This window comes from Paraburkholderia sp. Ac-20340, from assembly GCF_017104965.1.
Taxonomy (GTDB): domain Bacteria; phylum Pseudomonadota; class Gammaproteobacteria; order Burkholderiales; family Burkholderiaceae; genus Paraburkholderia.
Genome location: NZ_JAAGPR010000015.1, coordinates 100696 through 114434 on the forward strand (window position 1 = coordinate 100696; position 13739 = coordinate 114434).

Sequence of the window (13739 nt, forward strand, 5' to 3'; positions counted from 1 at the left end):
GCAACAAAAACGTTACACCGCCATCGGCGCCGTCAAATGCTCGTGATGCCGATAACCGGCCAGCGAGAAGTCCGAAGGCTCGACCTTCTCCAGCCATTCCGGCTCGTACACGCCCGTCTTCGCGTAATCGGGCACGCGCCCGGAAATTTCCAGACGCGGGCTTTCGAAGGGCTCGCGGCGCAACTGCTCGTTGAGCATGTCGAGCTGATTCTCGTAAATGTGCGCGTCGCCGATGAAATACGTGAACCAGCGCGGCGTGTAGCCCGTCAGCCGCCCGACCAGGCTCAGCAGCACCGCGCCTTCGGTCAGATTGAACGGCGTGCCGAGACCCACATCGTTGCTGCGGATGTACAGGCACAGCGAAATTTCGCGCTTCGCCGGGTTCGGCAGGAACTGATACAGCAGGTGGCAGGCAGGCAGCGCGATCTCTTCGAGCACGGCCGGGTTCCACGCATGAAACAGAATCCGACGATCCGCCGGGTTGTTCATGATGGTGTCCAGGCACTGACGCAGCTGATCGATCGCCTTGTAAAGCAGCACTTTGGGCTGGCCGTCTTCGCTGAATTCCGTCACGCGCGCATAGCCGCGCGATTCGGCATCGGCGATCTGCGCGCTCGCGCCCGCGTCGAGCACCTTGTAGGCCGGCCACTGGCGCCATTGCACGCCGTAGACATCGCCGAGATCGTCGGTGCCCTGACGGTAGGGGTTGGCGAGCCACTGGGCGTTGTCGTTCGCGTTGGCGTCCCAGACCTTGCAGCCGAGCGCGCGGAAATCGGCGGCGCTGCGCGAAGCGCGCATGAAGCCGATCAACTCGCCCACGGCCGACTTGAACGCCAGCTTCTTGGTCGTGACAGCCGGAAAGCCCTGCTGGAGATCGAAGCGCAACATGGCGCCCGGCATGCTGATCGTGCGGATGCCGGTGCGGTTTTCCTGCCAGCTGCCGGTGTCGAGAATCGAGCGGACAAGCTCGAGATACTGTTTCATGCGGAGTTCCTGAACGGGGGCGCCCGCGCCCCGTGCGGATTCAAAAGCGAGATTCTATAGCAAGCGGGCGTTCGCTGATCGGGGGCCATTTCGCCGCAATCCGGCCGTCTGCACGCGCGCTTTGCTGCGGCGGCGGCAAAACCGGTAAAACCATTTGCAGACCATTTAAATCTCGCACGCGTTCGGCGCTGCAGAACATTCAGCCCAAATACTTCAATCCTGGGAGGAACACGTATTCGTATAGGAACGCCTTTTGCGCAAGCGATTTTTGCGCCCTGCCTTGCTTCATACGAAACGGCAATTAATGCCGATAACTGCCTTGGCAATTGCCTTTGATAATCGCTGAAAAAACTATTTGCGCGACACGTAACATCGCAAAGTCGCCGATTTTAAAGGCGTGAAAAATCGCGGAGAAAATAACAAGACTATTGGGCGAGACCCAGCGCAACGCCGTTATCGCGATTCGGGAAAAAGAAGAATGGGAAGGAAGACAATCTGGCGGACGTGGCGGCCCGCCTGTGCGGGCCGCCATCCGCACGAGTCTGCGCCCCCGCGCAAGCCCGCTTGCACCCCTGACACCCTCATGGCCATTTCAGGCTCTTCGTCAGCGCTTCAAAAACGTCTCGATGCCGCACGTCCTGATCACGCCCAGACGGCCGGCAGCGATCGGGAGCTGCACGGCTGTCGTTGGTCCCCACCTGCGAAGCCCGTCAGGCTCCGCCCCCCGAAACCAGTCCGCCCGGATGCGGCGCAAGCGGATCGCTTTCCATATGCCGCATGCCGTGCGCGCACAGCAGCCGGTACAAGGTCACCCGCGAAATGCCGAGTTCCTGCGCCGCGTCGCCCAGCCGGCCGCGATGACGCAGCAAGGCCAGTTCGATCGCCTGACGCTCCGCCGCTTCGCGCGCCTGCGCGAGCGACACCGGCACGACTTCGACGTAATCGCCCAGTTCCAGATCGCGCGCCGTGATCGCGCGCCCTTCCGACATGACGATGGCGCGGCGCACGCGGTTGATCAGCTCGCGCACGTTGCCGGGCCAGCTGTAGTTATGCAGCGCCGCGATGGCGTCCGGCGAAAAGCCGCGCAGGCGGCGCGCGCCGTCCTTCTTGAAACGTTCGAGCATGTGGCGGGCGAGCAGTTCGATGTCCTTGCCGCGCGCGCGCAGCGGCGGCTCGTCGATCTGCAGCACGCACAGGCGGTGATACAAATCCTGCCGGAAACGCCCTTCCACCATGGCCGCGCGCATATCGACGTGGGTCGCCGAGATAATCCGCACATCCACCGGCATCGACTGATGGCCACCGAGGCGTTCGATCTTGCCTTCCTGCAGGAAGCGCAGCAGGCTGGCCTGGCTTTCCATCGGCAGATCGCCGATTTCGTCGAGGAACAGCGTGCCGCCGTTGGCCGCTTCGACCCGGCCGATCTTGCGCTGGCTCGCGCCCGTGAAGGCGCCGCGCTCGTAGCCGAACAGTTCGGATTGCAGCAGATGCGGCGGAATCGCGCCGCAGTTGATCGGCACGAACGGCGCGTTACGGCGCGACGAGCGCTCGTGAATGGCCACTGCCGTGAGTTCCTTGCCGGTGCCGGATTCGCCCGAGATAAACACCGGGGCGTCGGTCATCGCCACCTTGCGGATCGAGCGGAACAAGGCGAGCATCGCCTCGCACGAGCCCACCATTTCGCCTTCGGCGCCGCCCGTGGTGTCGTTCGAGGCGGCTTCGACCAGCGAGACCATGCCGTAGGCGTGGCCGACGGAATCGACGATGCGCTCGCCGCTCCACGGCACCGTTACGTAATCGAAACAGTAATCGCGCACCAGACGGCGCAGATTGGCGTCCTGCAACTGGCCCGTGGTGGTCGCGGCGACCCAGCCCACGTTCGGCAACGTCAGACACGGCTCGAACGCGCCGATCTCATGCAGATGAAACTGGCTCGACAGATCGAGCAGGCCGCCTGCAGGCGTGCCCGCGCGCAATGCGCGCCGGGCGTCCCGGGCATTGCCGACGATCTCCACCTGCCAGCCGCGCTCGTGGAACCGCTCGTTCAGCGCTTCGTTGGGACTGCGCGTCACGTAAACCAACTGCCGCGTTGCGGATTCCATTATTCAGATCCTCTTGCCAACACATCGTTGCGGAATGACGGCACGCTCCTGATGTACAGACACGCAGCAAACGCACCCTGCGCCCGGCACCTTTGGACCAGACGACACAGAAGCATTTGCTGACAGTGAATCCCCGAGCTGCGACGTGTGTATGTCAACAATCTGCCCATGAACTGGGCTTTTTCTTATCGGCTTTACGCTTTTTTCTGAAGCTTACTATATGCACCCAGGAATTGGATAGGAAATATGCGGCGTGAATGGATTAGGGCTCAATGGAAAGGTTTCCATTAGAGGTTTGCCCTGAATCATAAGAAGAAAAAGATTACGAACGTATCAATTCCGGGCGCGCGGGCAAAGAAAGGCTTGCAACAGACATTACGTAACGGCATTACGTAACAAAAAAATCGCGCAAACGTTCTCCGTTGAAACTCCTGAATCATTTCCAGGGGTTAAAAGAGTCCAACGTTTCAGCGCTGAAACATTTTCTCGAAAATCCGCTATTCAAAATCCGCTGAAAATAACGGGACCCCCGTCGTATCAACGTTTTGCGGGACATGGCACACGTTTCGCTAAATGAGTCGCACCAGGAGACACGCCATGCGACTCATCCCTTCGAACGTCAAGCTCAGCGCAGTCAGCCACACCACCGCCCTCGCGGCCGTGCTGATTCCCGCTGCGCTTTTCACTGTTGCGCCGTCGGTGTACGCCCAGACCGCAAGCGATGCGGCCGGCGCCCCGCTGGTGGTCGCAAGCGTGAATGCCGATGTCGTTCCTGTAACGACGGCTGCCGTGGCTGTCAGCGATGCAACCGACACGAACACGTCCGGCGCAGCAGCATCGGCCAGTTCGCTGAGCGCCGCGCCGCTGGCCGCCGATCCGGTGCCGGCCGGCGACGACCAGGCGGTTGCCGGTGTCGGTTCGATCGACGACCAGACGCTCTCGCGCCAGCGCGGCGGCGCGGTCGGCATGTTGATGGTGGCCGCGACCCCGCAGCTGATGCGCGGCGGCAACAACGTGACGCTCTGGGACGAAATCGCCCCACCCGCGCCACTGCCGATTCCGGTCGATAGCGGCCAGGCGGCGCAAGGCAACATCGCCAGCTACACGAGAAAGTAAAAGCAGCAGCAGAAACAAAAGCGGCAGATGAAACAGATTAGCGCAGTCGACCAGACGCAGTAATCCAGATACAGGACCCACGCCGTACGCGGCGTGGTGCGGGAGCGGCGAACCCGAGTCGCCGCCCCGAGGGGCAAGACGGAGACCGACATGACAGTTCGCTTTACGACGCCAGGCTCGCGCCGGCGTTCCGCGCGGATCGCAGCCGTCCTGAGCGGCGCGTGCGCGGCGGCGCTCGCAGCAGGTGTCAGCGCGCAGCAGGTGGTGAACCCCGGCGACATCATCGTCGAGCGTGACATCACCCCGCGTAGCGCGTTCGCCAATGTACCGAAGAGTCAGGACCCGGTACTCGTGCGGGCCACGACGTTCCCGAAGAATTCGTTCGATCCGGCCATGGCCACGCTCGTCAACGATACAGATTTGACCAACGCACGCGGCAACTCCGGCGTGAACACGACTGGCGCGATGGCTGGCGAAGCAGCCGGCGTGCAGGCCATCAACCGGATCCTCGTGGGCAACCCGGCAGGCGGCTCGAACAGCGCACTCGGCGCGGGCGGCAGCGCGACGGCGATGGGCGGCATCGGCAACACGATTTCCAGCACGGTCACCGGCGCATTGGCGCCGCTCACCAGCGCACTGGGCTCCATTGGAGGAGTGAAATGATTCGTCGTCCCAACCTTCTGTCCGCGCTTGCGCTCGCTCTCGCATCCGTTGCGTGCGCAACGGTCGCGCAGGCGCAGGTCACGGTCGGCGCCATCGCTGTGATCGCACCGAATGCCGCGGTCTCGACGACGGGCGCGCTGACGGTGAACGAAGCGGCTGGGCTCGACAACGCTCAAGGCAACCAGTTGACCATCACCAATGGCAGCTCGGTCGCCAATGTAAATCTGGATGATCAAAGCACCTCGACCCGCGCACGGCTGGCCAATGCCACCGCGCTGATCGGATCGGGCGCTTTCTCCAACACGTCCGGCGCCATGATGGTGAATCAGGCGGCAGGCGTGGGCAATATCCAACGCAACAGTGCGCAGATCGGCACTGGGGCGCTCGGAGTGGCGATGCTCTCGGACGGCGAGCTGTCCGCGGTCACCGCTCAGAACGGCAACAAGGGAAGCCAGGCAGGCCAGGCAGGCGGCATTCGTGAGGTGCGCATCGATGGTGCGGCCTTCAGGAATGCAACGGGCCTCGTGCAGGTGAACCAGACGGCCGGTGCCGGTAATGCAACGGCGAACAGTTTTGTGCTCCGTCCCCCGGCGGGCACTCTTTTCTAACTGACCACTCAAGTATCGGAGCGAAACATGAAGCGCACCCTCATCGCAGCGGCAGTCCTCGCAACGGCAGCCAGTTCCGCTTTTGCAGCCCCGAAGACGGCCTACCTGTTCAACTACACGGCAGTTGGCGAGCAAGTCGGCATTGAAGGTTGGGTCAGCCTGTTCGGATGCGTCAGCGTCTCGAGCACGGCCGGCGCCGTCATCAACAACACGCAGACCACGAGCGGCGGCAAGCTCATTCCCCAGGCACAGAGCTATGTCACCGGCAACGTGACGACCACGTATGACAACAACACGTGGAGCGTGAACGGCACCGGCACGAACTCGACCTACAAGAACTCGTCGTATGCGACGGCTGAACAGTCGGCATCGTCGAGCTCGCAGTCGAAGACGCACAACGTCGCTTCGTCGACGTCGACGACATCGGCCAGCAACAAGGCCTTCTCGAAGACCTACAACGCCGGCATCGCAGCTGACTATCACGTTGCCACCGACAGCGGCAGCGCTCACAGCTCGTCGAAGACCAGCGCGTCCAGCAACACGGGCGACGCAGCGGTTGCCACGACGTACAGCAGCACGGGCAACAACACGTCGACGAAGTCGCAGAGCGGCAACGGCAGCGCAGCCGTGCAAGTGACGACGAACAGCAGCGGCAACCTGGCTAACGGCACGGCAGGCATCGCTGTCGCCGGCAACGAAGCTACGTCGCATACGAAGACCAACTCGCACAACAACACCGATTCGACCAGCGCAGGTATCGCGTGGACGTCGCAGGACAACAAGAGCTCGAGCCACACCTCGCAAAACGCGAACACCGCCTACGCCGACGGCACGGGCAGCGCAGCCGTCTCGGCCTACGAGAACGGCACGAGCTCGAAGTCGAGCAATTCGAGCAAGACGTACAACCATTCGTATGGCGAATCGAGCTCGAGCCAAAGCGCTCAGGCTCACTCGTATGCGAAGGCCACGCAGGAAAGCAAGTCCTGGGGCTATAGCGTGAGCGACTCGCTGACCACGGTCAACGAAACGACGACCGGTTCGGTCACGCAGCACTACAACACGCAAGTCGCCGGCACGCTGAACGCCACCACGGGCAGCGATGCAGCAACGGGCGTGACGGGCAATCTGGGCGTGAACATCGCCGAAGGTATCAACAACGCACAGAGCAACAACGTTGCCCTCGCGTCGGTCGATGTCGGCAATGTGTTCGGCAACGCTCAGATCTTCAACAATCAGGCTTCGGGCGGCTCCGCCAACGTGAAAAACTTCAACCTGAATGCGTCGGTGGGTGATGGCTCGCTCGCCAGCGTTTCGGGCAACGTGGGCGTGAACGTCGCATCGGGTATCGGCAACGCGCAGAACAACAGCCTCGCCGGCTCGGTCACGACGTCGAGCAACGCTGGCACCGCCAAGACGACGGCCATGGTCGCCACCGACAACAACGTGCAGGACGCAGCGATGTCGGCTACGGGTCAGTTCCAGGGCACGGCAACGCTGGGCGCAGGTGCACTCGCCGGCGCAAGCGGCAACATCGGTGTGAACATCGCCGGCGGTATCGGCAACCTGCAGCACAACGGCATGGCCATCGCCGCAATCAGCAACGGCCACTAAGCAGTCCGGAAGTAGTCGCAAAACAGGGCTGTACCCAGATGCACCGGTCGCCGCCACACGCGGCCGGTGCATAAACCAGAAGCAGGAGACCACCATGTCCGGGTCGGAATCGTCCCCGGCGTCAAGGATGTGTGCTGTCGCGCTGGCGCTCTTCGCCACCGCGGCTTTCGTGCCTGTCCATGCGCAATCGATGATCGATGCAACCCACCTGGTCGGCGTGCCGATCAAGTTGCCGTTGCGTTCGATGCGCGATATCCGCTACAGCAGCATCGTCAACCAGCAGTACGACTACAGCTGCGGCGCCGCCGCGCTCGCCACGCTGCTCAAGTACGGCTATGGCATCGACATCCCGGAACCGGAACTGATTCGCCGCATGATGGTGTACTCCACGCCCGAGGTGGTCGTGAAGAACGGCTTCTCCATGCTCGACATGAAGAAGTTCGTCGAAACGATCGGCCTGCGCGGGCGCGGCTTCCGCGTCAATACCGATGCCCTGTATCACCTGCAGATTCCCGTGCTCGTGCTGATGAATATCGATGGCTACGAGCATTTCGTGATCGTCAAGCACGCCGAGAACGGCCGCATCTTCATTGCGGACCCGGCGCTCGGTAACCGCATCGTCGCTGAAGACGATTTCGCGAAGACATGGAACGGACTCGTCTTCGCGGTGCTCGGCAAACCGTTCCTGGAGGACTCTCCGCTGTTGCAGAACAACGAGTCGCTCGCATTGAAGCTGCGCGAGAACGCCCTGCTCAACGGCGCGGCACCGACTCCCTTCTTTGAATACGGCCTCGATAAGGCCGTCATGTTCTGAAGTACACAAGAGTCATGAATCGCAACCTCTCACAGACTGGCATCGCTGCAGGTATCTGCGCGCTCGCCTGCGCTTATTCGAACGGTGCGTGCGCCGCAGAGAGCCTTGCTGCCACGCTGCCCGTTTTGCCTGCAGTACCCGCTTTCCTCGGCGCCGACAGCGCCGATGCCCATCCCGTGCACTGCGAAGCCGTCGACGATGACGTGCTCGCTCATCAAACCGGCAAATACGCCGGCAACGACATGATTTCGGGCATGGTCCTGAACGTCATTTCGCAATGGCAACTGCCCAACGGCGCCACCGCCACCGCCCAGGGCGCGCTTACCGTCGTGCAGAACACCGCCAACCAGCTCAGCGCCAGCGTGCAGACCAGCGCCAGGGTCACCGACCCGGTCGCAGGCGGCACCACGGCGGCCAACAGTGGCGCAACACCGAACACGTCGGCCTCGGGCGGACAAAACGTGGCAGTCAACGGCGTCTCGCAGATCACCCAGGTGGCCGGCAACAACAACGTCGGCTCCAACGCCGCGACCATCGATTACACCAGCAGTACGGGTGGCGCCGCCGTGATCGCCGGCGGCTCGAATGCGTCGAGCGCAGCAGCATCGAACGCCAGCGGCACCATCAAGGCCGGGATCGCCTTCGGTGGCAACGGGGTCACCGTCACGTTGCAAACCCCTGCGGGCGTCGCCACGCAAAACATCATGCCGAGCAACATGGCGCAGGCGGGCTCGATCGCCCAGCTGCTCCAGGTCGCGGGCAATAACCAGCAGGTCGCCAATCAATTGCAACTGAGTCTGCAGACGCAGCAGATGAGCGCGCAAATGATCCGGCAGGCCGGCGTATTACAGGCTCTGCGCAATACCCGCTGACAACCGATTAACCCTTGAGCGCCGCCCACCGCCATGGGCGGCGCGAGAAAACCCAGAGGAGACCTAAGAAGGAGACCAGTACACGCAGGCCGAGGCCCTGCGTGACGTATCGAGGAGGTGCATCGACGTGCGCGGGCGCGGGACCAGGGGGTTCCGGCAGGCGGGCGATTTCGATCCGGGGGAAGAAAAATGAACACGATATTCAAGACGGCAGCGCCGCAAATGCGGCTGGCCGCCATTCCTGTAGCCGTGCTGGTTTTCACGCTTGCGCAGAACGCTCACGCGCAGGCACTGCAAGGCCAGTCGCTCGAAGACCGGCTCAACACGCTCATGCGTGTGGTCGACGAGCAGCAACGCCAGATCCAGTCTCTCGAACGCCAGGTGACGAACCTGGAAATGTCGCAGCGCGGTCGCGGCATGCCGGGCGCCGGTGCGCCCGATGCGTCCTCCGGCACGAGCGTCGCCGAGCAGCCGGGCGCGGACGGTTTGCCCGTGCCGCTGCCGCCGCTCGCACAAGCCTTGCCCGGCGCCAACGCGCCCGGCTCGCTCACGGGCACCGCCACCGGCGTGCCGGTGAACCCGCCCTCGCCTGACGCAGGCGCGACCAGCAGCGCAACCGGCACCTCGGCCACCAGCGGCCCGCAACAAGGCGCGCCGGTGGGCGTGAATCCGAACAATCCGACCGTGGGCGAAACCCAGAAGAACGCCGAGCCCGAGCGCACCCAGGCCGAACAGGCCGTCGTGCAGCGCGAACATGCTCCGCTCTTCGACCACAAGCTCACGCTCGACTGGGGTATCAGCGATACCTACTACGACCGGCGCCAGCTGCAGCTTTCGGGCTTCCTCGCGCTGGACGCGATTTTCCTCGGCAACATCAATCTGGGCGAGACCAAGTCGCACCAGATCATGGCCGATCTGGACACGCGGTACGGCCTGACCGACCGCATGAGCATCGACGTCGACGTGCCCTACGTCTACCGCCACAGCAGCTTCATCGTGGGCGGCGCGGGCGGCTCGGCCAGTTCGCTGTCCGATTCGTCGGTCAACTCGAACGCCATCGGCGACGTGAACTTCGGGATCTACTACCAGTTCCTGAAGGAAACCAACAATATGCCCGACGTGGTCGGCAGCCTGCGCGTGAAAACGCCGACCGGCACCTCGCCGTTCGGCATCAAGGTGCAGCAGATCTCGCAGGACAACACCAACCTCGTCGCGCCGACCAAGCTGCCCACCGGCACGGGTTTCTGGAACGTGACGGCCGGCGTCTCGGTGCTGAAGACCTATGACCCGGTCGTGCTGTTCGGCAGCCTCTCGTACACGTACAACATTTCGCGCTCGTTCTCGGACATCTCCTCGGTGATCGGGCAGACGCAGCCGGCCGACGTGAAGCTCGGCGACATCATCCAGTTCGGCGGCGGCGTCGCACTCGCCTTCTCCGACAAGGATTCGGCCAGCATCTCCTACACGATGGCGATCGAACCGCAGTCGAAGACCAAGTCGCCGGGCGGCAGCTGGACCGGCGTGCCGGGCAGCGAGACGACGGCCTCGGTGCTCAACTTCGGGCTCAATCATGTGGTGAACAAGCACCTGACGATCAACGGCGCCGTATCGGTGGGCCTCACGCCCGATGCGCCGAATTTCGTGGTCGGCGTGCGGTTCCCCTACACCTTCTGATGAATACGAGGTCAATCGTGCGCGAATCCTCACATCTGAGCGCCAATGTGACGTCGTTCGCCGGGGCGAGCCAGCGGCTCGCCGTGGTCGGGCAGTCCCCACGAGCCGCATTCACGGCGGAGGAAGCTGCGGCAGCCGTCGCGGCTGCGGCCGATGCTGCGGCTGCGGCAGCCAGTGCAGCAGCGAGCGCCGCGGCAGCCGAAGCCGCGGCAGCCGATGCTGCGGCAGTCGACACTGCGGCAGTCGACACTGCGGCAGCCAACGCAGCGTCCACGACGGCGCGCGGCAGCGATGCACCGGGCGTGGCGAATATCACGAATGTAGCGAAAACGACGAAGACCGCCGATGCGGACGCCGCCTCGCCCACGCAGCGCGCCACCGGCCGCGCTGGCGACGGCCGTCCGATCGCCGACATCGACCGCATGCTTCTGTACGTCGCCCGCACGCCGGACACGCAGCTTGGCGCGTATCTGAAAAGCCGCGGCTGGGAAGTCGCCACGGCCAAGAGCGCGCACGAAGCCACGCGGCTCGTGAAGCAGGAGCCGACCTGCGCCGGCATCGTCGATCTGACCGGCTTCGCGCCGCGCGATCTGGCCGGGCTCGAAGCCGTGCTGCGCCTGCAACAGGTGGGCTGGATCGCGCTCACCGACGCGCAGCGCCTGACCGATCCCGAAGTGCGCCGCATGATCCGCCACTACTGCTTCGACTACGTGAATCTGCCGGTCGCGCCCGCCACGCTCGACTATCTCGTGGGCCACGCCTTCGGCATGGTCACGCTCTGCGACCTCGACGAAGTGCCGGCCAGCGCGAATCAGGACGAAGACGAGATGGTGGGCACCTGCGAAGCGATGCAGCAGCTCTTTCGCACCATCCGCAAGGTGGCGAACACGGACGCAACCGTGTTCATCTCGGGCGAATCCGGCACCGGCAAGGAACTCACCGCACTGGCGATCCACGAACGTTCGCCGCGCCGCAAGGCGCCGTTCGTGCCGATCAACTGCGGCGCGATCCCGCATCATCTTCTGCAATCCGAACTATTCGGCTACGAACGCGGCGCGTTCACGGGCGCGAACCAGCGCAAGATCGGCCGGGTCGAAGCCGCGAACGGCGGCACGCTGTTCCTCGACGAAATCGGCGATCTGCCGCTGGAAAGCCAGGCCAGCCTGCTGCGCTTCCTGCAGGAAGGCAAGATCGAACGGCTCGGCGGCCACGAACAGATTCCCGTCGACGTGCGCATCATTTCGGCCACGCACGTGGATCTCGAATCGGCGATGCGCGACGGACGTTTCCGCGCCGACCTGTTCCATCGTCTGTGCGTGCTGCGCGTGGACGAGCCGCCGCTGCGCGCGCGCGGCAAGGACATCGAAATCCTGGCGCATCACGTGCTGCACAAGTTCAAGATGGACGGCGCGCGCAAGATCCGCGGCTTCACGCCCGATGCCATCGAGGCCATGTACAACTACAACTGGCCGGGCAATGTGCGCGAGATGATCAACCGCGTGCGCCGCGCGATCGTGATGGCCGAAAGCAAGCTGATTTCCGCCGACGATCTCGACCTTGGCCAGTTCGCCGAGCAGCAGACGGTCACGCTGGCGCAGGCGCGCGAATCGGCGGAAAAGCGCGCGATCGAGGCGGCGCTGCTGCGCCATCGCCATCGCCTGACGGAAGCGGCCGCCGATCTTGGCGTGTCGCGCGTGACGCTGTACCGGCTGATGGGCACGCACGGGCTGCGCGACGAGAAGTCGATCTTCGGCGGCGAGGCGGAAAACCAGGCAGATTGTCAGATTGAAACTCACCCTGGGCTTCCGGCCGAACCGGGCGAGCCTGCGGAGTAACGGTCCGCGCAGTACGCGCCGCTGCGGGCCGGCTTCGGCTTGCGGCGGCGCGCGTTTGTGCCTGCATGCCTTCGCGCCCTTCCAGGGCCATGAACGGGATTCAAAGCGCCGTCGGGTAGAATCGATGGGATCGACCTTTCAATTTCATCGCACTTCGACTCTCCGACACACTCGATGACGACGCTCACCCTGATCGTCGCTCGCGCCCAAAACGGCGTGATCGGCCGCGACAACGAGCTGCCCTGGCGGCTGCCCGAAGACCTTGCCTTCTTCAAGCGCACCACCATGGGCGCGCCCATCGTGATGGGCCGCAAGACCCACGAATCGATCGGCCGCGCGCTGCCCGGACGGCGCAACATCGTCGTCACGCGCGACGCCGGCAAGCGCTTCCCCGGCTGCGACACGGTCACGAGCCTCGAAGCGGCGCTCGCGCTCGCGGGCGAAGACCAGGCGCCCGAAGCGTTTCTGATCGGCGGCGCGCAGCTTTACGCCGAAGGCATCACGCTCGCGCACAAGCTGATCGTCACGGAAATCGCCGCCGACTTCGAAGGCGATGCCCACTTCCCGGCACCGGACGCGGCGCACTGGCGCGAAACGGCGCGCGAAACACTGCACGCGAACGCGCCCAACGATTTCGATTTCGCGTTCGTGACTTACGAGCGGCGGGATTGAGCTGGAACATCGCCAGAATCGGCGCGACCGCCATTACCAGTCAGCCTCCGGTTTACTTAGTCCCAAAATGGGACTAATATCCACGCCATGCGCATCGTAGCCAGGAAAACCCTGCTGGAATTCATCAGAAACCACGCACAAGGAGAACAGTCGCTGCTCGCGTGGTACGCGGAAGCCAGCCAGGCAACCTGGCGCACGCCGCAGGACATCAAGGCGCAGTACGCGTCGGCGAGCTTTGTCGGCAAGAATCGCGTAGTGTTCAACATCAAGGGCAACGCTTTTCGATTGATCGTCGCGGTCGCTTACCGGATCGGCGTCGTCTATATCAAATTCGTTGGAACACATGCCGAGTACGACAGGATCGACGCGGCAAACGTGGAACTGGAGTAATGGGTATGGAAATTCGTCCGCTGCACACCGAGCAGGATTACGAAGCCGCACTGGCGATCGTGTCCGGACTCGTCGACGCCGATCCAGCGCCCGGCACGCCCGAAGGCGACGAACTGGAGATCCTGTCGATTCTGGTCGAGCGCTATGAAGCGGAACACTTTCCGCTCGCCAGCCCCGATCCTATCGAGGCCATCAAATTCCGCATGGAACAACAAGGGCTTTCTGTCCCGGATATGCAGCCGTATATCGGCAACGCGAATCGGGTTTATGAAGTGCTCGCGGGCAAGCGCGCGCTGAGCCTCGCCATGATCCGCCGTTTGCACGCGGGACTGCACATTCCCGCCGAAGTGCTGATCGGTACGGCTTGACGCCCTCTGCCCCCAAACAAAACGGCACGC

Annotated in this window: 13 protein-coding genes; 11 read left to right on the forward strand and 2 right to left on the reverse strand. The window is 63.5% G+C overall.

All coding sequences use genetic code 11. From position 1 onward, the window contains the following. Positions 1–12: 12 nt before the first annotated feature. Both G3N59_RS19365 and G3N59_RS19370 read right to left on the reverse strand, forming a co-directional pair. Positions 13–984, reverse strand: a complete 972-nt coding sequence (locus tag G3N59_RS19365) for a thymidylate synthase (protein ID WP_205984233.1) — start codon at positions 982–984, stop codon at positions 13–15. Positions 985–1694: 710 nt separating this feature from the next. After that, a complete protein-coding gene (locus tag G3N59_RS19370; protein ID WP_205984234.1) occupies positions 1695–3086 on the reverse strand; it encodes a sigma-54 dependent transcriptional regulator in 1392 nt (463 codons plus the stop codon). Positions 3087–3683: 597 nt separating this feature from the next. Here G3N59_RS19370 and G3N59_RS37075 point away from each other — a divergent pair. The 11 genes from G3N59_RS37075 (at position 3684) to G3N59_RS19425 (ending at position 13709) form a co-directional block, all read left to right on the forward strand. After that, the gene (locus tag G3N59_RS37075; RefSeq protein WP_241023598.1) at positions 3684–4202 is read left to right on the forward strand and encodes a hypothetical protein; all 519 of its coding nucleotides are present in this window, start codon (positions 3684–3686) and stop codon (positions 4200–4202) included. Positions 4203–4352: 150 nt separating this feature from the next. After that, positions 4353–4865, forward strand: coding sequence for a hypothetical protein (locus G3N59_RS19380; protein ID WP_205984235.1), 513 nt, complete (start codon positions 4353–4355; stop codon positions 4863–4865). After that, the gene (locus G3N59_RS19385; RefSeq protein ID WP_205984236.1) at positions 4862–5473 is read left to right on the forward strand and encodes a hypothetical protein; all 612 of its coding nucleotides are present in this window, start codon (positions 4862–4864) and stop codon (positions 5471–5473) included. The genes G3N59_RS19380 and G3N59_RS19385 overlap by 4 nt, the downstream gene beginning before the upstream one ends. A 27-nt stretch (positions 5474–5500) precedes the next feature. Further along, positions 5501–7084: a hypothetical protein gene (locus G3N59_RS19390; RefSeq protein WP_205984237.1), complete on the forward strand. Its 1584-nt coding sequence runs from the start codon at positions 5501–5503 to the stop codon at positions 7082–7084. Positions 7085–7211: 127 nt separating this feature from the next. Then, entirely contained in the window at positions 7212–7898 is a 687-nt protein-coding gene (locus tag G3N59_RS19395) for a C39 family peptidase (protein WP_241023617.1), read from the forward strand. 14 nt (positions 7899–7912) lie between these two features. Further along, the gene (locus G3N59_RS19400; RefSeq protein WP_205984239.1) at positions 7913–8770 is read left to right on the forward strand and encodes a peptidase C39; all 858 of its coding nucleotides are present in this window, start codon (positions 7913–7915) and stop codon (positions 8768–8770) included. 189 nt (positions 8771–8959) lie between these two features. Further along, a complete protein-coding gene (locus G3N59_RS19405; RefSeq protein WP_241023599.1) occupies positions 8960–10444 on the forward strand; it encodes a hypothetical protein in 1485 nt (494 codons plus the stop codon). 83 nt (positions 10445–10527) lie between these two features. Continuing rightward, positions 10528–12279 carry a sigma-54 dependent transcriptional regulator gene (locus tag G3N59_RS19410; protein ID WP_346777906.1) on the forward strand — a complete coding sequence of 584 codons (1752 nt, stop codon included), beginning with the start codon at positions 10528–10530 and terminating at the stop codon, positions 12277–12279. A gap of 174 nt (positions 12280–12453) precedes the next feature. Beyond that, the gene (locus tag G3N59_RS19415; protein WP_205984240.1) at positions 12454–12951 is read left to right on the forward strand and encodes a dihydrofolate reductase; all 498 of its coding nucleotides are present in this window, start codon (positions 12454–12456) and stop codon (positions 12949–12951) included. Positions 12952–13038: 87 nt separating this feature from the next. Next, on the forward strand, positions 13039–13341 hold the full coding sequence (locus G3N59_RS19420) for a type II toxin-antitoxin system HigB family toxin (RefSeq protein WP_205984241.1): 303 nt from the start codon (positions 13039–13041) through the stop codon (positions 13339–13341). Positions 13342–13346: 5 nt separating this feature from the next. Continuing rightward, complete coding sequence (locus G3N59_RS19425; protein ID WP_205984242.1) at positions 13347–13709, forward strand: transcriptional regulator; 363 nt, start codon at positions 13347–13349, stop codon at positions 13707–13709. Positions 13710–13739: the final 30 nt, after the last annotated feature.